Annotated in this window: 14 protein-coding genes; 3 read left to right on the top strand and 11 right to left on the bottom strand. The window is 46.8% G+C overall.

What is annotated here, in order from left to right:
• Positions 1–3: 3 nt before the first annotated feature.
• A complete protein-coding gene (locus tag NKT06_RS10630) occupies positions 4–477 on the bottom strand; it encodes an RbsD/FucU family protein (protein ID WP_253433542.1) in 474 nt (157 codons plus the stop codon).
• Positions 478–735: 258 nt separating this feature from the next.
• Between NKT06_RS10630 and NKT06_RS10625 the strand changes: the two genes are divergently transcribed.
• Positions 736–1158 carry a MarR family winged helix-turn-helix transcriptional regulator gene (locus tag NKT06_RS10625; RefSeq protein ID WP_062833722.1) on the top strand — a complete coding sequence of 141 codons (423 nt, stop codon included), beginning with the start codon at positions 736–738 and terminating at the stop codon, positions 1156–1158.
• A gap of 30 nt (positions 1159–1188) precedes the next feature.
• Entirely contained in the window at positions 1189–2529 is a 1341-nt protein-coding gene (locus tag NKT06_RS10620) for an MFS transporter (protein WP_253433539.1), read from the top strand.
• Between the two features lie 160 nt (positions 2530–2689).
• Here the strand turns inward: NKT06_RS10620 and bcbE are convergent, their stop codons facing one another.
• The 4 genes from bcbE to yicI form a co-directional block, all read right to left on the bottom strand.
• Positions 2690–3991 (bottom strand): bacillibactin exporter BcbE, encoded by a 1302-nt coding sequence (gene bcbE / locus NKT06_RS10615; RefSeq protein ID WP_253433536.1) that lies wholly within the window; start codon positions 3989–3991, stop codon positions 2690–2692.
• Between the two features lie 158 nt (positions 3992–4149).
• Positions 4150–7092 carry a glycoside hydrolase family 3 C-terminal domain-containing protein gene (locus tag NKT06_RS10610; RefSeq protein WP_253433533.1) on the bottom strand — a complete coding sequence of 981 codons (2943 nt, stop codon included), beginning with the start codon at positions 7090–7092 and terminating at the stop codon, positions 4150–4152.
• A gap of 19 nt (positions 7093–7111) precedes the next feature.
• On the bottom strand, positions 7112–8122 hold the full coding sequence (locus NKT06_RS10605) for a phosphotransferase family protein (protein ID WP_253433530.1): 1011 nt from the start codon (positions 8120–8122) through the stop codon (positions 7112–7114).
• Positions 8123–8197: 75 nt separating this feature from the next.
• Positions 8198–10516, bottom strand: a complete 2319-nt coding sequence (yicI, locus tag NKT06_RS10600) for an alpha-xylosidase (protein ID WP_253433527.1) — start codon at positions 10514–10516, stop codon at positions 8198–8200.
• Positions 10517–10689: 173 nt separating this feature from the next.
• Between yicI and NKT06_RS10595 the strand changes: the two genes are divergently transcribed.
• On the top strand, positions 10690–11610 hold the full coding sequence (locus tag NKT06_RS10595) for a helix-turn-helix domain-containing protein (RefSeq protein ID WP_253433525.1): 921 nt from the start codon (positions 10690–10692) through the stop codon (positions 11608–11610).
• Between the two features lie 60 nt (positions 11611–11670).
• Here NKT06_RS10595 and NKT06_RS10590 read toward each other — a convergent pair whose 3' ends face one another.
• The 6 genes from NKT06_RS10590 to NKT06_RS10565 form a co-directional block, all read right to left on the bottom strand.
• A complete protein-coding gene (locus NKT06_RS10590; RefSeq protein ID WP_253433522.1) occupies positions 11671–12591 on the bottom strand; it encodes a hypothetical protein in 921 nt (306 codons plus the stop codon).
• A gap of 382 nt (positions 12592–12973) precedes the next feature.
• Positions 12974–14836 (bottom strand): adenine deaminase, encoded by a 1863-nt coding sequence (locus NKT06_RS10585; protein ID WP_253433519.1) that lies wholly within the window; start codon positions 14834–14836, stop codon positions 12974–12976.
• 312 nt (positions 14837–15148) lie between these two features.
• The gene (gene helD / locus NKT06_RS10580; RefSeq protein ID WP_253433516.1) at positions 15149–17524 is read right to left on the bottom strand and encodes an RNA polymerase recycling motor HelD; all 2376 of its coding nucleotides are present in this window, start codon (positions 17522–17524) and stop codon (positions 15149–15151) included.
• A gap of 244 nt (positions 17525–17768) precedes the next feature.
• Positions 17769–18230, bottom strand: coding sequence for a pyridoxamine 5'-phosphate oxidase family protein (locus tag NKT06_RS10575; RefSeq protein ID WP_253433513.1), 462 nt, complete (start codon positions 18228–18230; stop codon positions 17769–17771).
• 135 nt (positions 18231–18365) lie between these two features.
• Entirely contained in the window at positions 18366–19433 is a 1068-nt protein-coding gene (locus NKT06_RS10570) for an FUSC family protein (RefSeq protein WP_253433510.1), read from the bottom strand.
• A 296-nt stretch (positions 19434–19729) separates the two neighbouring features.
• Entirely contained in the window at positions 19730–20401 is a 672-nt protein-coding gene (locus NKT06_RS10565) for an HD domain-containing protein (RefSeq protein ID WP_253433507.1), read from the bottom strand.
• Position 20402 lies beyond the last annotated feature (1 nt).

Below are 20402 nucleotides of genomic sequence, written 5' to 3'. Positions count from 1 at the left end.
GATTCAGTTTAATTCAGCATTCTGTTGTTGTTGGAGAGGATCAGCATCAGGGAAAATGACGCCCTTTTTCAGAATCAGATTAGCATACTGTGCGCGCTCTCCGGTAGCAACAATCGCATAAGCACGCGAAGCACGTTCATAAAAATCAAAACGCTCTTCTTGATCGAAAGCATCCGTAATGCCTTCGTGTTCTTCTATTAAACGGCGATAGTCTTCCCATATGATGGGGATCACCTGATCCCCCTTTACAACTTGCATGACAGCGGCGGGACGCTCGGCATAGGTATCCAGGGGATACAATTGCAAGATAGCGTCCAACAACTCAACGACGCCCAGTGCATCACAACGTACAAGCCGTTTGGCATGACTAGCTGCCGGGAAATTGCCATCAGCCAGAACCAACTCGTCCCCATGCCCCATTTCAGACATGATTTTAAGCAACTCTGGAGGAATTATTGCGGGAATATTTTTCAGCATACACAGCTCTCCTTGGTCTTCTCCAACATCGGTTAGAGCGAATTGGTTTTCTCCATACTTCAAAAGTACTCTGAACTTTCATTCCATAGAAGCGGTTTCATTTCCATTCTACCAGTATTTTTGGATCATTGCATAGCGAACACCTATGTCCGATATTTGCTTTTTTCATTTTGACAAAATTACTTGTCTAACATATACTTGTTATAACAAGTAATTGATTGGATCAATTTATGATGGAAAGCGAGGTCTCGCAATCACATGGACTACACACTGGAGCAATCTGTCGGATTCATGTTGGGTTTCACGCATCGTAAAGCAGTCGCTTTACTTGCTACGCGATTCAAACCTTATGATATTACGACAGAACAATTTTCTGTCCTTTTTAATGTTGACCGAGGTGAAGGTGTGAATCAGAAGGAATTGGCTGCACGTGTATTTAAAGACCAGCCCACCACAGCCCGGATCATTGATCTGCTTGAGAAAAAAGGCTGGGTAGAACGCCGGACCAGCGAACAGGATCGCAGAGCCTATCTGTTATATCTCACCAAGGAAGGCAAAGCGTTAATCGATATCCTCGTTCCGATCGAAAGAGAAATGAATAAAGAACTTGCTGAAGGTATATCCGAAGACCAGATGGAAGCATTTAAACATACTCTTTCCCTCATTAATCGCAACTTGTAATGAATCACAACTCAGGGGGAATACGTCATCATGAAAGATCAATCTACACAAGTTAGACTATGGACCACCGATTTCATTCTGCTTATGCTGTGCAACTTTTTGTTATTCCTCCAACTGCACATGATCGTCTCTCCACTTCCGTCCTACGTTCAGGAGCGATTTCATGCTAATGCATTTGAGGTTAGCCTCTTCACCTGTCTGTTTGCACTAAGTGCCATAGCAGCCCGTCTCTATTCCGCGAAAGCACTGGAGAAGGGTCTTCGTAACGCCATGATCTATATAGGTCTGTCCGTAGCCCTGCTGGCAACACTCGGCTATTATTTTGCTGCCGGTATAGCTGTGCTCTTGTTACTGAGAATGTTGTTTGGTATCGGGTTTGGTATGAGCAGTACCGCTTTTCCAACGATGGCCTCGGATATTGTGCCCGTCAAACGAATGGGTGAAGGTATGGGTTACTTTGGTCTATCGACTAGTCTGGCTATGTCTATGGGGCCAATCATTGGGGTCACTCTGCTCCAGGGTGCCGGATTTGTAACCCTGATGTTATGTACTGCTGGTGTTCTCGCTGTAATCTATCCACTTAGTTACACGCTGACACGCAAAAAAGCCGCCAGAAGCAATAACAGTGAACGTATCATTCCACAAGCTACAACAAGTGCTTCAGAATCTAATCCGAAACAGAAGACACCTTTCAACCGCAAGCTGATTCTGCCCAGTGTGCTGAACTGCCTGTTATCCATCACCTATGGTGGGCTTGTCGGATTCATCGTTTTGTATGGCAAGGAAGCCAATCTGGCCAATCCTGCGCTGTTCTTTTTGTTCAATGCACTCGCCGTGTTATTGGTTAGACCATTTGCAGGACGAATCTATGACAACAAAGGTCCAAAAGCACTGCTCATTCCAGGGGCAATATTCGTTGCTGTCGGACTCATTCTTCTCTCGTATGCAACCTCCATGTCTGTCCTGTTCATCGCTGCCTTTATCTATGGAATCGGTTATGGTTCCATGCAGTCATCTCTGCAGACCTGGATGATTCAAGTTGTATCTCCTACTCAACGGGGTATGGCTAACGGTATGTTTTTGAACTCGCTGGATCTGGGGATTGCGACTGGTGCCCTTCTTCTCGGCGCCATTGCGGCCATGACCAGTTATACCGATATGTATCGTTATTCCGTGATGTTTATGATTCTGTTCTTGCTTATATATCTGATTCAGGGAAAACGAAGCGGTAGCTTCTCCATAGAAGCTCATGCTCTGCTCGCTCATACTCATATCACTGCAACGGATTCACCTCAAGATCAATCCAAGAATTCAGAATCTGGAACCGGCAACACCGAAACTAGCCAGTCTAATATAAGCAAACACGAATGATCGGTTAAAGTCATTCTGCTCATAGAAACCAGAAACGCGTTTACACCGAGAAAGCAAATTCATCCGCTTTCTTAGGCGTAAACGCGTTTTTTATTGGAATAGATCTGAATGTTAAAGTTAAGACACCATGGAAATGAATGTAGCATTCAGCACCGTCTATCTAAAATGGACTTTTCTTGCGACCTATGGGAGCATAACCCCTACTTGTCTCGATTCGATCGATGTGCCGTTCGTCCTGTTTCTGACCGCTTCCTGAAGTAGGTTGGTCTCCCTTATCCGGTTTAACTGCGAACAATGTAAGTAGTCCTCCTACAGCTGCAGAAGCGGCAAGCACACCAAAAAGCAAAAAATGTTGTTTGCCAATGAGCAAAGAAACAACAGGTGGGCCGAGTGATACACCGATGAATCGCATGCTACTGAACAAAGCCGTAATCGTGCCTCGCTGCTTTTTGTCCACACCCTCAGTAATTAGAGCATCCAGACATGGTAAGGTTGCCCCTATTCCCGCACTTCCCAATGTGAATAGACCTACGACAACGTAAATATTATCGAAAACTCCAATAACGCCCAGCGAAACGGTTACAAGAATAAGTCCTGTGAATCCGATCCACTTCATGCGAGGCTTACTCTTTCCGATCCACTTTCCTGCGAAAAAGGAAAAAAGGCACAGTGCCGCTAACGGGATGGCAAGCACAAGACCTTTTACAATGCCTTTCATGGCGAACTCGCTCTCCAACGTCTCGGATAGATAATAAAGCACACCAAAAAGAATAAACATACATATTCCACCGATCGCAAACAAGGCGTATAACCATCGTCCTTTTTCTTTTAATACGTCCTTAATGGAAGCCACAAATTCTGTAAAGGTGGGCGGTTTTTCTTTTTTCTTGGGTGTTTTCACCAAGAAAATAACCAGGATCAGCGAAAGAACACATAGTACGGGAATAGCCATAAAGGGTAGATACCATAACCACACTGCCAGTGCTGCTCCAAGAATCGGACTTAACACTTTGCCAAATGTATTCGAAGTTTCAATGATTCCCAGGCTTTTAGATACCTGATCTTCATCATTGAACATGTCCCCAACCAAAGGAATCACAATCGGGAATGCCCCCGCTGCCCCAACCCCCTGCAATAACCTGCCACCTAATATGGTCCAGTAGGCTATATTTCCGTTCAGCATCCATGCAGCCACACCAGCTACAGCACCCCCGACGGCTGCAATGATGAGACTGGGAATAATGATTGCTTTTCTGCCAAAACGATCAGACAAATACCCTGCAAGAGGAATAAGCAGGATGGCAACTACAGCGTAGACTGTAATGAGCATACTGACCTTAAATGCAGATACCTTCAACTCACGTTCGATCTGTGGCAGGATCGGTATAAGCATGGAGTTACCCAAGGTCATAATTAAAGGGATGGAAGCAAGTGCGACGAGGTCCCACTTTTTATCGTTCATACCACAACCACCTTTACAGATTCTACACACAACAGCATTATTGTGCTTGTTTCAGAGCTTGATTATTCAGGACATGCTGGTTGTTACCGCTTGTTCACACAAATAAAGCTGCCTGCACGTATTTGTGCAAGACAGCTTATTGGTTTCATGTTCTACAACTACAACAATCTAAAGTGGCGTAACGCTGCTCCACCTTTGAAAATAATATACAGCTCATTCACCTTATGTGGCGCCTCAAGCGAACACTGGACCGTTGTCCACTTGATATCTTTCCCATTCACGCTGCCTCCAGGTCCAGAAACTTCACACACACCGAGCAATTCGCCCTCCAGTCCTCCAGAACGAATCTCCAGTCTGCCCTCTTCCCCATAAGCTGCCACTCTGGCTTCAAATCCTTGTACTTCCTGAACAGCATTATGGTTGAATGCGATCCAGGATGACTGACCATCTCGATATAAGGGTTCTTCCCCAGTGATTGCCCGAACTGCCGAACGTCCTTCCAGACATTCATCCAACAGAACACCTCTACAAGCATCGTAATTCTCGGCAAAGGTAAGCAAGTGCAGCGGACGATCAGGAATCGTCTCACCTTCAATCTTAATATCAGCCGACTGGCGTATATCGGCGGAAGAACGCCCTGCCAGGATGGCCCAGGTCGCTGTCTCCAGGCAGTATCGATCTCGGGTAACATCCCATAGCGCCAGCTTCTGAATAGGAATCTCGAAATGAATCGTAACACGCGTCCCTGCTTTCACATGGATACGACGGAAAGCAAGCAGTTGCTTCTGAGCGCGCTTCACTCGCGAGGTATATGAAGACCCATAGATTTGTACGACTTCATCACTATCACGTTCACCTGTATTGTGTACCTCCACTTCAATCTTCAATTGATCTGTGGTGGTGTCTTCCACCGGAGCACTACGACTTACACGAATTGCCTCGTATTCGAATTCCGAGTAGGTCAGGCCATGACCAAATGCATATTGGACCGGTCCTTGATGATACATATAGGTCATACCATTCTGAATAATGTCATAATCCATGATGTCAGGAAGCTGGGATTCATCTTCATACCATGTCATGTTCAGTCTGCCTGCCGGAGCATATTGACCTAACAGCACATCCGCAAGCGCATTACCCAACTCCTGACCAGCATGTGTCATATATACGATTGCCCGGGCAATACCTTTTAACTCCTGCAAGGCAAATGGATAACTGCCCATAATGACAACCACCGTATTGGGATTAGCTTCACACACGGCTTTGACAAGTTCGACCTGATTCGGCGGAAGCAGCAGACTTGGGCGGTCGATCTCTTCTTTGCCGTTGATGTATGGGCTGTTGCCAACAACAACGACCGAAGCCTGACTGCTACGTGCAGCTTCTTCGGCTTGTTGTATTCCGGATGTCACGATGTTGATCTCGATAGCAGTAGCCTTCTGTATGTTGCTTGGTGAATGATTTGGGCGTCCAGAATCACCAACATCATCCGTAGTACTGGTCGCTGGTTCTGCCTGTGGCGGCACTGGCGATAAAGCAGACCGTCCCTGATGTTCGCTCACTCCAACGGGAATTCCGTTCCACGTTCGCAAGATGTTGCTCCCGTCCGACTGGGGTTCGAATCGAACAACTTCCTTCACAAACCAGCCACCAATCTCTGGTGCATTTGCCTGATAGATGCCTTGCTCGGTTAAACTAACGTATCGATGATTGTTCACACTTCTCAGCGTATGACTTCCCGAGCCCCAATCCTGATGTACAAACTCGGCGGCTGCAGGTGTACTGTCCTGCGATACAGCGACGAGCGTACCTTCCGCTCCCAAGGAAATAACCTGTCCGTCTGCTGTCTTCAACTGAATACGGTCATTCCCATCTGTATACGTTACGTCTGTCTGGGGTAATCGATTACGCAGTCCATCGAGGACGGATACACGATAAGGCAGTGTGCCACTGTACCAATCGGTATAGACCACATCGGCAAGCGGTCCAATGACACTGATCTTCTGTAATGCTTCTGGCTTCAAGGGAAGCAATCCATCATTTTGGAGTAAAACAATGGATTCGGCAGCAGCACGATAACTAAGTTTGGCATGTTCTGGTGCACATAGTACCGACTCGGGTATGGAGGCATACGGGTTACATCCCGACTGATCCAGTTGTCCAAGTCGCATCCGCACACCAAAGATGTTGCGGATCGCTCGGTCCAAATCAGCTATCTCCAACAGATCCTGATCAAGCGCATCTTCCAGAGCAGATACAACAAGATCAACTTCATCCGTAAGACAATCCACTCCTGCCTTCAACGCACCTGCTGCTGATTCGGCATGGCTGGTATGATAACCATGATAGTCCACCGTCTGAGAGAGATCCCCCCCATCGCATACAATAAAACCTGGCATTGCCCACTCACCCTTAACCACATCATTCACATATGGACTTTCAATGGCAGGTGTACCGTTGATGGAATTGTAAGCTGTCATCATGGACAAGGCTCCGCCTTCTACAAATGGCGTCTCAAATGCTTTTAAATAATATTCCCGCAGATTACGCGGATCGATGCTGGATGAACAATTCAGCCGATCTTTCTCGTTATTATTGGCAAAAAAGTGTTTCAATGTAGCGACCATTTTCAGATAAAAAGGATCATTTCCTTGCATACCTTTGACGAGAGCTGCCGACATTTCACCCGTAAGGACCGGGTCCTCGCCATACCCCTCTTCCGTTCTGCCCCAGCGTGGGTCACGTTCCAGGTCAACCGTGGGTGCCCACAAGGTTAACCCGTGAACTTCAGGATTACGGTGATGGTATGCCCTCGCCTCATCGCCAATGACTGAACCGATCTCTCGCATAAGTCTCGTATTCCAGGTACTTGATAGACCGAGAGGTTGCGGAAATACCGTTGCCTCCCCTTTCCATGCAACCCCATGGGCAGCTTCGCCCCCAACGTTGTAGGCTGGGATGCCCAATCTTGGTACAGCTGCTTCGCGTGTAGGAATTAGTCTGATCTTCTCTTCCGTTGTTAATCGTGCAATCAGGTCATCCAACCGTTCCTCAAGTGAACGTGATACATCCCACATCGGGTATTGATGATACTCCTTCATCCTTCATTCCCCCTGCGAATTAGTGATGTGCAAGTTGCTTCCATTGCTCCAGTAAATCCAGCGTACGCTGGCGATACTTCTGACCATCTTCAGGTTGATTGACCTGATGTTCATGAACGTAGGCATTAAAATACGAAGACAGTATTCGGTACGCAAGCCTGCGTGCCTGTCCTTCAGCGGATGAGTCCAGTGGACGATCATATCCTTCATGAAAAGCCAGCGATTCTGTCGACAATATGGCTTCAAACTCCCTGTCGGCGAACATGGAACGATCTCCATCAATGATGGCCGCAATATTTAGCTCGCCTTTTTCCTGATGAACAAGCACATTTGCTTCCCACAGGTCATTATGAACGAGTACCGGACGGGTCACTTGATCGAATAAGTCTTTATTTTTGATGAAAATAGCGGCGATCTCTTCTCCCACACCTGACATGTAACCGACTTGTGCCGCTTTAAGTGCCGTTTCTTCTGCAAAAGAATGCAGCACCTCGGACCATTGATCCGAGCCTTTAATCGTCCCATCACCCTGGGGCCATCCAAACGATGCGCCCTCGATCTGATGCATGATGGCGGTATAGACACCAAGCTGATGGTACAATCGCTGTTTGTCTTCCTTTGAAATTGATACGTGATCCAGCTGCTTACTCGGGATAAACGCCATAAACATGTACGTTCTTGGAATGATGGATCCGCTGTCATCACAGGCGATAATGTTGGGAGCAGGAATACCTGCCTTGCGGTAATATTCATACACGACCGGTTCAGCCGCCATCATGGTGCGTTCGAACGAAAACAGGGGATCACTCGCAGAACCGACCGCCATCTCTCCCCGCTCCGGGGCCAAACGTAAAATCACATCCGTATAGGATGTATGTTCAAGTTGAATTCGATAGGTTGTATTAAAAAGTCCACCTTGCAGGAGACCAAACTCCTTCACTTTGGTATCGCTTCCAAAATTAATCTCTACCAGTTGATGCAGCATCTCAGCTGATATCGTACAGTGCAAACCCGAATTCATCGTACTCATTTCATTCAATCTCCTATCCTTGTAGACAAACAGACGGCACCTTACGGCACCGTCCTTTTCCTTTACTATATCATTTTACAGTTGGATTGTAAGTGAGGTTGCGCCTGTTGCTGCCGTAACGACAACACCAGTTGCACCAGATACTTGGGAACCACCATCAACGTTAGATACACTCTCAATGCCTCGAAGCACCAAGTTCCATGGTTTGCCCGCGCCTTCAGCACGAACTTCCAGCACTGATCCATTACGTGTAACGTTAACTGTTAGCTCCTGTTCAGCAGCTTGGTTCACAACGACAGCTTGAGCCGTTTGGCCATCAGCCAGCTCGAACAAGTGCAGGGATACATCATTTGCAAAGTCGTAATCCGGTTTGCTATCCACAGCACCCACTGCAATCAAACTGTTTGGTTTGACCATCATTGGCAGCGTTTTGAAGTCATGGTTCTCACTGATCCAGCGTCCACCTTGTACCTTCGCTCCTGTCAGATAGTTCGTCCAAGTTCCTTCAGGCAGGTAGTAACGCACATCGCCTTCCTTGTTAAAGATCGGAGCCACAAGAATCGAATCGCCAAACATGTATTGGGTATCCAGGCTATATGTTGTTGGGTCCTCTGGGAAATCCAGCAGCATAGCACGCATCATCGGAATACCTTTTACCGTCGACTCCACCGCAGAATTGTAAAGGTACGGCATCAGGCTGATTTTGAGTTTGGTAAAGTCACGAACAACGTCCACGGATTCCTCGTCAAACAACCAAGGCACACGATACGAAGTGCTGCCATGCAGGCGGCTGTGTGAAGATAAAAGTCCGAATTGTACCCAACGTTTGTATACGTCAGGGCTCGCTGTGCTTTCAAAGCCGCTGATATCATGGCTCCAGAATCCGAAACCGGAAAGCCCAAGTGAAAGGCCACCGCGAAGCGATTCAGCCATGGATTCATACGTGGAAGAGCAGTCACCGCCCCAGTGAACCGGGAACTGTTGACCACCTGCTGTTGCAGAACGTGCAAACAGGGCAGCTTCGTTTTTGCCAATCTTCTCTTCGAGCAATTCAAATACAGCTTTGTTATAGAGCTGTGTATAATAGTTGTGCATTTTAACCGGATCAGAACCATCAAAGTACACGACATCTGTCGGAATTCTTTCACCAAAGTCTGTCTTGAAGGAATCTACACCTTGATCCAGCAGGACTTCCAGCTTGCTCTTATACCAATTCACAGCATCCGGATTCGTGAAATCAACCAGAGCCATACCTGCTTGCCACATATCCCATTGCCATACGCTGCCATCTGCTGTTTTGACCAGATAACCGTTCTCCATACCTTCATCGAACAAGTAGGATTTTTCTGCAATATACGGGTTGATCCAAGCACAGATTTTGAGACCCTTTTCTTTCAGACGTGCAAGCATGCCTTCCGGATCCGGGAACATCGCTTCATCCCATACGAAATCAGACCATTGATATTCCTTCATCCAGAAGCAGTCAAAGTGGAATACAGACAACGGAAGATCACGTTCAGCCATGCCATCTACGAAATGGTTAACCGTTGCTTCATCATAATCCGTTGTGAATGATGTTGTCAGCCACAGACCAAACGTCCATGCTGGTGGAAGCGCAGGTTTACCTGTTAATTTCGTATAATTATCAAGTACATCCTTTGGATTGTCGCCGCCGATAATGAAGTACTCCAACGTCTCGCCCTCTACGCTGAACTGCACTTTAGATACATTCTCAGATGCAATCTCATACGATACGCGTTCCGGATGGTTTACAAATACACCATATCCTTTATTGGACAGATAGAACGGAATGTTCTTATAGGACTGCTCACTGCTTGTACCGCCATCTTCATTCCAGGTATCGACGATTTGACCATTTTTAACAAACGGAGTGAAGCGCTCACCGAGTCCGTAAACGTATTCACCAATGCCAAGATCAAGCTGCTCGCGGAAGTACGCTTCCTTGCTCGGACCTGTAATATAACCAGCCGCTCGTTGACCACTACCAGTAATGCGTTTTCCGCCATACAGGAAGCTGACGTCCCAACCGTTTGTTTTGTCGATTTGAACTTCCAGATTGCCGCTTTTCAGAACAGCCCCTTGTTCATTTTTGGAGATGTCAACGTTTGCATCTTGCGTGTTAAGCTCAAATACAGGCCCTTTTTTCACTCCGCCCTTATGGTGATTCAACGTTACACGAATAACGTTAGGCATAGGTGAGCTGTACGTTGCTTTCAGCAATGTACCGTTCAACGTGTCGCCTTTGGTACGAATATATTTAGTTGCCGCGTATACGGTCAAGGAATTCTCTTTTTGTACAATATCACGAATGTCAGTCGGGTTTTGAATCTGATACCCTTCACGAGTCATCCAGAATCCATCAGTAAATTTCATGTTTTCTTTCCCCCTTTGGTTATATTATAATAATATTGATATTAATAACGAATTTCTTCTCTTATTTTGACTAAATATATCACGATTTTGATAATAACCATCCGATTCTTGAACATCAACACCAATCTATGGAAACGATTACATTAATAATGATACTAAAAGGAGCATCGGATATGGAACGTGAACGATTACGGGAAGACCGGATTCACGGCAATGCCATGTATCCCGTCAGTGTGTACCCGGATATACAACAGCTGAACGGCGATAGCATTCTGGATTGCCACTGGCATGATGAAATGGAGTTCACCATGGTTACTCAGGGCTGCGCCGTCTTTCAGATCGATATGAACACCGTTGAGGTTCAAGCTGGAGAAGCCATTTTTATCAATCGAGGCGAGATTCATGCGGGTTATCTGAAGGGCGATGTTCCCTGTGTATTCTCTTCCATTGTATTTAATCCCGAGCTGCTTGGCAGCCGCACCTTTGATACGATTCAAGAGAAATTCATCGGTCCACTGGTACGCAAAACGGTGATTCCCCCCAGTCATATCAAGGCAGATGAGGATTGGGGACACGAAATTCTGAGTCTCCTGAAACGTATATTTGCAGACCATGCTACCCGGACCGAAACGTGTGAAATGTCAACGAAAGCGTACCTGTATCTCATATTTGCCCGTATGTTCGAACATATGAGACCTGCTCCGCTCAAAGGCACCATCGCTACAGGGAGTCATGACAAGGTAGAGCGCCTGAAATCCGTGCTCGGGTATATCCACAAGCGTTATCCTGAACCATTGAAGCTGAAAGAACTGGCCGATGAAGCCAATATGAGCGAAGGACACTTCTGCCGTTTCTTCAAACAGATGGTGCAGAAAACCCCGGTTGATTACATTAACTATTACCGCGTTCAACAGGCCTGCGTTCAGCTTGAAAATACGGATCACAAAATTGTTGATATCGCCATGGATGTGGGTTTTGAGCATCTAAGCTACTTCATCACTACATTTAAAAAGCATAAAGCCACCACACCATCACAATATCGCAAAATGTTCTATGAGAATGTGGCCATGGAATCTGCCTTGGTTCAGGTATAATAGAAGAAGAAGGTGCTCACAGCTCTTCAGCTGCAAGCACCTTCTTTATTCATTGATGTCTCACTTTTTCAGCGTCTTCCACGAAGTGTACTCATGTACAGAGAAACCGTTAAAGGACGCATGTACTGAAGCCATTTTTTCGACCAACTTCAATTGCGCTTCCATATAAGCAGATCCCTCTTCATAAAAAGTAATGAAGTCGCCTTCCTTGCTTTGCTTTGTTTCCACGGCGATTGAGATCGTCTTGCCGAGCAGAGCTGCTTCTGCAAGTTCATCCTTCGCTACACTATAGATTGCAGCAGCTGTATCGCGGTAAGCCATAATGGTGATGGAATCAAACTTGCGAATCATCCAGCTGCTTACGGCCATTGTTGAACCCGGAATTTTGTAGTTATCGAGCCAGAAAGGCAGATCAGCCGCTACCGGCATCTTCATGCGGGATGCTCGTTCAACGATGTACTCCACATTCCCTTGCCACTGGGTAATCACACTGGCCTGATTGGTTTTCCATTGTGGGTGAACATGTGGCTCAATATCCAGATGAATACCAGCAAATTTCTCATTGGACAACGCCTGCGCCTGATAATCCTCAATCCAGTCCAGGAAAGATGCAATCTGCTCCCGACTTTCCGTCAACCCCCAGGCTGATCTTCCATCCATGACGTCAACCGCAATGTTCTTGGCTCTCGCCTGGCGGATAAAACTTTTATACTCAGGAATTTTAATATCCCGGTTCATCTGCAGATAGATCGTATTGATCTTGTTCGCTGTAGCGTAATTTAACACCTCTTGAGGATTACTTCGGATCTGGGTCGTATCCCACACCCATGTCGCTCTCACCGGTGCATCAAGTTTCCCATAAATCGTTGCATAACTGTCGACTGACCCATCCGCAATGGCTTTGGAAGAACAGGCTGTACTCGCACACAGGATCAAACAACATAGTAATACGATAAAACGGTAACCCCTTTTGCTTTTCATATTTGTACACTCCCTCTGAAGTTATCAGCTCTGACGTGCAAATCTGGATGAAATTGTGTCGTTTCATATTCATTTAATGGATACTTATTAAGTACGACGAATTTGGATTGCTTCTATATGCAATATCATCTTTAAGACTTACGACGAAAGAATCATATAACTATATTTCGGGAATTCGTAGTTCTGTATGTATAGTTCAAAAGTCACAATTATTCACTGTTTTCTAAATTGACCCTTATTTCAGCGCGACTTGAGTCATTATTGCCATATGCATACAAAGATCCAGAAGACCTAGAAAGCGTTTTCTCCCAAAACGCACAAAAAAACCGCCCTAAGGCGGCTTTGCATGTATATCCATTTAATTGAGCTGTAGTCGATAAATCTATCCTTCATTACCCGATGGAACTACTGGTGTACTGTCAACCACTTCATCGAAAAGGGAAACCAGTTCAATACCTTCTGCCGAGATCCGCACAAGCCCCTTGTCGGACAACCGTAATTCTGGAATCACTACCAGCGCGAGCAAGGAAAGGGTCATGAACGCATTATTCAACGTACATCCTGCGGACTGTAAAGCTTCACTGATTGCTGCCGATTGGGCTGCAACGACTTCGAAAGACTCGGTTGACATCAAACCTGCAATCCGCAGTGGGAACTCAGTTACACCTGCTGCTGTTATTACAGCTACCCCACCTTGCATCCGAATGACGCGGTTACCGGCTTCGGCCATCAGGGCATCATCATTACCTATAATTAACAGATTGTGACTATCATGAGCAACCGTCATCGCAATCGCTGCAGGTGATGTGAAGCCGATGCCTCCAACAAGCGCAACCGCCCGATTCCCGGTTTGTTTGTGACGCTCCAATACCGCAATTTTGCACACTTCCCCTGAAGTTGAAACTACAACCTTGCCGTTCTCTACGGTGACAGGCAGGTGTTTCTCTTTCGTATCCACATGGTTCTCTGTCACATGAATGATTTTGGCACCAATCGTACCCTCTGTAATCGGTGCAGCAAGTTCCAGATCTTCTGGCTGAATATTAGCTTCCAACTTCACCGTGTTCAGCGCTTCCTCCGGATACGTGAAGCTGTCCCAGACCGCCGTCATTTTCCCGTTCTCGGCCACAACTTGCCCGGCAGCAATCGTCATGCCCACACGTACATCCGCCAGCCGGCCGTCCAGCAGAATAATATCGGCTATATTGCCCGGAATAACCGCACCAATGTCGCGTGCAACACCAAAGCGCTCAGCTGTGTTAATGGTTGCCATCTGGAAAGCCGTGACCGGCTTCACACCTTGGGAGATTGCGAGACGAACCACAAAGTCCATATGTCCTTCTTTGAGCAGGGATTCAGAACTTCGGTCATCGGTCACCAGCATCATCCGGCGTGTATCCAGTCCAAGCTCCGTACAGGCTTTGATGGTCTCCGCCACATCATGCCATGCCGAACCTTGACGCATCTTCGCATACATCCCGAGTCGCAGACGTTCGACCACATCTTCCTTGGTCACACATTCATGATCCCCCGTAACTCCACTCGCTGCGTACGCCGGCAAACGCCAATCATCTGCTGCCCAGGTGAAGTGACCATCTGCCACTTTGCCAGCCCGGAGGGTCGCCTGAATCTCACCAATCATCGTCTCGTCCCCGTAAACGACACCAGGGAAGTTCATCACTTCCCCAAGGCCAATCATGTCCGGACCCCAGGAAAGAGCCTCAGCTACCTCTTCAGGCCCGATATAAGCACCGGTTGTCTCCAGTCCTGGATGGGTGGAAGGCACACAGGAAGCCACCTGCATATAAGCAGCCATCGGTGTGGTCCGCGCTTCATCCAGCATCAGTCTCAGACCTTTGAGACCAAGCACGTTGGAGATCTCATGCGGGTCAAAGAAACCTCCCGTCGTGCCTGAAGGCAATACCGCTCTCGCAAACTCGGTTACTTTCATCTGTGTGCTTTCAATATGGCAGTGTCCATCCAGCAAACCAGGAGCGATATACTTGCCGTTCGCTTCAATAATCCGGGTATGTTCTCCGATCGTGTGGCTTACATCTTTACCAACATAAGCAATTCGAGCTCCTTGAACAGCTATGGACATCTCAGGCAAAATCTCACCCGATATCACGTTTACCAGCGTGCCTCCCCGAATGACCAAAGTCGCTGGCATATCTCCCCGGGCTGTAGCGACCAGATCCGGTACACAATCGGCCATAAGCGGCCGTTCAAAAGATGATTTGTTCATATTGTTGCCTCCTTTAATAAACGATCCAAAAAAAATATATTGTTACGATTATATGAGTCCAGACCTCATGTGTAAAGAAAAATAACATCCATTGTGCTTGAATACAAATTATGGAGTCACATTTATCCACAGAACCCAATCCTTACGAATTCACGTTAGGTATTTTCATTCCATACGATTACCTATATGGCTGGAACCACATCATGTATACTTCCCTCGCGAAGTTAGCTTCTTCCCGATATATGTATCATATACAGAAAGACTCCCGTTCCACTGAACGGAAGCCTTCTTCATGCACATGAACGTGATATGTCAGTCCACTTGCGCAGCAGACACCTTGCCAAGATCATACCATTCTTCCGACTGCGAGGTAATGAACGGACTCGGTGTGCCGACGCAGTAAACGTGCAGCAGATGCATCGCTCGCGTACAAGCCGTGTAGAACAATTTGCGTTCATGCTCATGGGCGTACTGCTCCGCAGAGCCGTCATAGATCAGGACAGCATCGAATTCCACACCTTTGGCCAGATACGCCGGGATGACATGAACACCCTGTTCAAAAGCCAGCGTCGTTTTCTTGATTAACTTCGGTGCTGTGGGCAGTATCTTGCTCAATGCAGCATGCACCTCTCTGCTCTCTTCGGCGGTCTTGCAGATCACTGCTACTGATTCATACCCTTCCTCAATCAAGTGCTTGAGGTCTGTCGTGATGACGTTCATATGACGCTTGGAATCAGAAGAAACGATAACTTTAGGCTTCTCGCCGCTACGGTTAAATGGAATAATCTCTTCCCCACCAGGCACCATGCCACGGGTAAACTCCACGATCTCCCGGGTAGAACGATAGCTCCTGGTCAGCTCAATTACCTCTGTATAATCTGGACCGTACAGGTTAGTCAAAGGTCCTGTTCCACTAAGGACTGAAGAGTGGGCATAGATTGCCTGATTGAAGTCACCGAGTGCTGTTATTTTCGCCCGAGGGAACAATCTCTTCATAAATGCCAACTGAAACGCAGAATAATCCTGGGCTTCATCAATAATGACATGACGAATATTGGAGTTAATATGGAATCCAAGCATGAGCTCACGCAGGTACAAGTATGGCGTAATATCTTCGTATGCCAACTCCTGGAGCTTCAATCTGCGTAAAGTCATTCTACAGATTTCATCCCATTGGGCAGGCAACGCTTCGTTACCCAGTAGTCGCACCATCTGACCCTGATCGTTGAACAGATGTGCATATAATTGTCTTATATCAACGAATCGTAAGGACTTGATCCATTTTCGCAACGGTTTGAGTCGGTCACTGACCACCATACGTGCCAGAATTTCTCTTTCCTGCTCGAAGTCATTAAACGTATGCGTCTTTCCTTTTTGCTTGCGCTTTAACCGTTGGTATGCACGTTGCAGATCCTCCGGCTCCATCAGATCAAGCTGCTGATCGACCCAAGGCGCATCCAGTTCACCTTTACCAAAGGCAGACAGTTCTTTTAGCATCCAGTCTCGCAACATCTCCAGTCGGCTCACCAGCTTAACGGATGACTCGAAACTGTAGAATTTCTCAGCCATAGCCTCTGACGTGACAATTGCTCGGCCCTGGAAGCGAACCGGCTTGAATTTCATGCCACCTGACAGCATGCTTTCTTTATAACGCGTAATGACTTTCAGGAAAGATTCCGATGACTTGAACCGAATGCTGGACATGCGAACATCATAATCGGGATCTTCCGTTCCCGTAAGTACATATTCGAGCTGAATAAACGGATCTTCCAGTTGATATTCACGACCCAAACGGCGCTCCAGATACTCCTGGAAGGTCGTTTGCAACATGTTTTCCTCCCCAAGCTCAGGCAGTACCGTGGAGACATAACTGTTGAACATTGGATTCGGTGAAAAAAGAACCATCTGATCCGCTTGCAGATGCTCGCGATATTTATAGAGAAGATAGGCCACACGCTGGAGCGCCGCGGATGTTTTGCCACTGCCAGCTGCGCCTTGCACAATGAGCATACGTGTCCGGTCATTGCGAATAATCCGGTTCTGCTCCTTCTGAATGGTCGCTACAATACTCTTCATCTGTGCATCCGAAGTTCGACTAAGCACAGCCTGCAACAACTCATCACCAATCGTAACTCCCGTGTCAAACATGAAGCGAATACGTCCGTCCCGAATGACAAACTGCCGCTTCATTTCTATATCACCGCTGATCTCCCCGCTTGGTGTATGATATGTGATCGGACCGGGTGCTCCATCATAATACAGGTTAGAGATTGGCGCACGCCAGTCGTAGACCAGAAAAGATTCTTCCTTCTCATCCAGCAACGAGGCAATGCCCAGATAAATGCGTTCTGCATTTGGATATCCATCTTCTTTGAAATCAATACGGCCAAAATACGGCGAATGATGCAGTCGTTTCATTTTGTCCAGGGCAGCCGCTGTATTGAGATGGCTACGCTCCCGATCGGACAGTACCTGCGACTGCTGCCGCATGCTGGTTGAAGTTTCCCCCACATCGTCCGCTTCGCTAAAGTTCATTGTGACTTCGTCCCAGAAGTCTTTTCTCATTCCAACCACTTCGTCCCGGAAGGAACCGACTTCAGCTTCTAACGTTGTGATCTTGCGCTCAATCTGGTCGGTCACCGTATTGACCCGTTGTTGTTCCTCATTCCACTGCTGCTCTGTACTCATATGTTAATAGCCCCTCTTTCCCCGGATTGTGTCCTCAAAATCCCATTTGACAAGCCCGAAAAGGCAATGGTATAATTATTAGAAAGTAAACATTTTAATTATATGTTAATTAGTTCTAATTTTCTGAAAACCATTTTTTATTGTACCAGTGACAACGTCCCGATGCAAGCGGAGGCGTTTTTTGTTGTTTTCTTCTTCATTATTACCCAATCACTGGGTCCTCAACTGATAAAACTGCTTATGCCTACTTTCGTAATTCCTCAATCGTCTCTTGCCAACGTGTAATCGCTCCAAGTTCATCTTTTAATTGAAAGGTTATTCCTGAAGTGATCTCCGCATATGGCGCGTGATCCACACGTACTTGGAGCACCTGCGCTTCAAAACGATCTCTCGGATGAAGAGCCCCCTTCATCTCAGGCAGCAATTCTACTTCTATACGGATATGCAGCAATCGATGTCCTTGAACCGCAATCAAGGTAGCCTTGCCTGTTTTGCTCATGTTCATACTGGTCTGTGTACCCTGCCATAGAGCCAGTCTGAGCTGATGCGGATTTAGCGCAATCACTTCCCCCATACTAATCATCGCCTGATGCGGCCACTGATCCTCAGATACAGTCAGCAGCTGCATGGCTTCGTGCTGTTTATGATCTAGATTTGTCCCACTCAACCACTCCATTAGTTCAGCGTCCAATGCCTCTATAATCATGTCTCTATCCCTCAGTTCGTTAAAATTCATTCATGCCATTCAGCTGTATGTATGACAAAACAACCCGGACACGATTGTCCGGGCAATGTTGTAGTTCCATTGTATATGATCGTGAAGCGAGTATGCAATTCGCATCTAAGGCCACTTTAGCCAATTTAAAATTTTGTCCTGTGATTCTTTGTCTTCACTAGAGCTATGCACATGCTCGGCAAGTCGATTCAGACGTTCCAACTGATATCCGTAATCATAGATTGCAGCAGCCACGATCGACAATCGTAACATCCCTTCCTTGTCGATATCAAACTGGGTGATCGCCTGCTCCATGAAACGGTCATTATCCAGTACGAACTGTGCGGCCTCTTCCCCGTTCGGTTTCAGCTTATCCTCGAACTTGAGCAATGCATGCTCATGGAATTTGATAACCAGTTCCAGATGAGAATCAAAAAACTGATCCATTGCTGTTGTCCGTGGTGCCTGGAAATAGTGGCGTTCCACCGAATCCAGCACTTCGTAGCCTTTTTGCAGACTCAGCAGCATTTGTTTGTAGACCACCATCTGCCGGGTCTCGCTGAATTTCGAACGTTTCATTTTCTTTTGTTCCTCTTCGAACAAGTTATACTTGTCGGATAGCGACTTGATGGAGCCGCCCAGATTGTTCTTCTCTTCCCGAAACACGACCTCCTTGATCTCATCCGAGATTGATGTTCGCAGAAGTAACGACATGCCGCTGAATACACTCTGGATTTGCCTCACGAATTGTATCTTCGGTTTCGGTGGAAATACCGTAATGTTAATAAGAAACGCAGATACAATGCCAACCAGTGTCAACAGAAAACGATTGAGTGCAAAATGCCAGTCACCCGATGCTTCCATAATGGATACAACCGTGACCAGTGTCAGCCCAACCGTCTCACCCATATTCAATTTAAGACAAATCATAATGACAAGTACAATAATTAATCCAACAGCGATTGGCTCATTGGACAATACCATGCCGCCTACCAGGGCTACAATCGCTCCGAGTGTGGTCGTTTGCAGCTGATCCAGGAAGTATTTCCAGGAGCGATAGATGGAAGGCTGCATCGCGAATATAGCCGCGATTGCGGCAGGCACAGGAGATTGCGGGTTCAAAAACAGGCTGCTAAGGTACAAGGCAAGCGTGACCGCAATTCCCGTCTTAAGTACACGAGCACCAAATGACATGGCGGTGACCCCTCCTCTTTACCGAACCTGAAATTTTACATTTGATAATCATGTTCATTATTACCCCATATTTCTTTTTTTGCCTGAATACATTCAGGAGAACGATTTATTGTACCATGGAAGACCTTCCGTTGCCATGTCATAAGTCAGAGGTATTACGAAATGGATTCATTTATGTATGTTAATACACATTATTAACCTAAAAAGAAGCAAATCTTCAAAATGGATTTTCACCACTTCGAAGATTCGCCTATGTTTTTTTACCTCTAAGGAATACTCATACGTACTATGCCTGCCTAACGGTCTGTGCCCGCCCACTCCCTTTTGAACTGATCCACGAACTGCACCATATAATCATGACGCTGCTCGGCCATCTCCTTGCCATAAGAGGTATTCATCAGATCCTTGAGCTTGAACAACTTTTCGTAAAAATGATTAATCGTTGTGCTGCGCCCATTCCGATATTCCTCACGGGTCATCTGCTCCCGAGGTGGAAGGGATGGATCGTACATCTCGCGTCCTCTCGCTCCTGAAAAAGCAAAGGTACGCGCGATGCCAATCGCACCCAGCGCATCCAAACGATCTGCATCCTGTACAACCTGTGCTTCAAGCGAACTGACCGCAGGACGCTGGCCTCCCGCATATGAGATGGTGCTAATAATACCCACGACCTTATTACGTATGTCCGGATCAAGAGGCTGGGTATCCAGCCAGTCATTCAGTTTCGCCATTCCAGCTTCCAAGCTCTCATTCAGCTTCTCATCCGGTACATCATGTAATAATGCAGCCAGTTCGCAGACATATGGATCTGCACCCATGCGGTGAGCGAGTTCGACCGCAAGTGCAGTTACCCGTTCGATGTGTGGCCAGTCATGACCATCACTATGCTTGGATGAGTCGCCTTGAACAAAAGAACGGGCGGCTCGCAGAACAGCCTCTCCTGCCGTTATTCCATCTATTTCTGACATC

It is taken from the genome of Paenibacillus sp. 1781tsa1, from assembly GCF_024159265.1.
In the GTDB taxonomy this organism is placed as follows: domain Bacteria; phylum Bacillota; class Bacilli; order Paenibacillales; family Paenibacillaceae; genus Paenibacillus.
The sequence above is the reverse complement of the archived record's forward strand: the minus strand, read 5'-3'. Positions and strand labels throughout refer to the sequence as shown.

Bases quoted from the DNA above. Each gene is read 5' to 3' on its own strand.
- NKT06_RS10630 (WP_253433542.1), bottom strand. From the start codon at position 477: ATGCTGAAAAATATTCCCGCAATAATTCCTCCAGAGTTGCTTAAAATC.
- NKT06_RS10625 (WP_062833722.1), top strand. From the start codon at position 736: ATGGACTACACACTGGAGCAATCTGTCGGATTCATGTTGGGTTTCACG.
- NKT06_RS10620 (WP_253433539.1), top strand. From the start codon at position 1,189: ATGAAAGATCAATCTACACAAGTTAGACTATGGACCACCGATTTCATT.
- bcbE (WP_253433536.1), bottom strand. From the start codon at position 3,991: ATGAACGATAAAAAGTGGGACCTCGTCGCACTTGCTTCCATCCCTTTA.
- NKT06_RS10610 (WP_253433533.1), bottom strand. From the start codon at position 7,092: ATGAAGGAGTATCATCAATACCCGATGTGGGATGTATCACGTTCACTT.
- NKT06_RS10605 (WP_253433530.1), bottom strand. From the start codon at position 8,122: ATGAGTACGATGAATTCGGGTTTGCACTGTACGATATCAGCTGAGATG.
- yicI (WP_253433527.1), bottom strand. From the start codon at position 10,516: ATGAAATTTACTGATGGATTCTGGATGACTCGTGAAGGGTATCAGATT.
- NKT06_RS10595 (WP_253433525.1), top strand. From the start codon at position 10,690: ATGGAACGTGAACGATTACGGGAAGACCGGATTCACGGCAATGCCATG.
- NKT06_RS10590 (WP_253433522.1), bottom strand. From the start codon at position 12,591: ATGAAAAGCAAAAGGGGTTACCGTTTTATCGTATTACTATGTTGTTTG.
- NKT06_RS10585 (WP_253433519.1), bottom strand. From the start codon at position 14,836: ATGAACAAATCATCTTTTGAACGGCCGCTTATGGCCGATTGTGTACCG.
- helD (WP_253433516.1), bottom strand. From the start codon at position 17,524: ATGAGTACAGAGCAGCAGTGGAATGAGGAACAACAACGGGTCAATACG.
- NKT06_RS10575 (WP_253433513.1), bottom strand. From the start codon at position 18,230: ATGATTATAGAGGCATTGGACGCTGAACTAATGGAGTGGTTGAGTGGG.
- NKT06_RS10570 (WP_253433510.1), bottom strand. From the start codon at position 19,433: ATGTCATTTGGTGCTCGTGTACTTAAGACGGGAATTGCGGTCACGCTT.
- NKT06_RS10565 (WP_253433507.1), bottom strand. From the start codon at position 20,401: ATGTCAGAAATAGATGGAATAACGGCAGGAGAGGCTGTTCTGCGAGCC.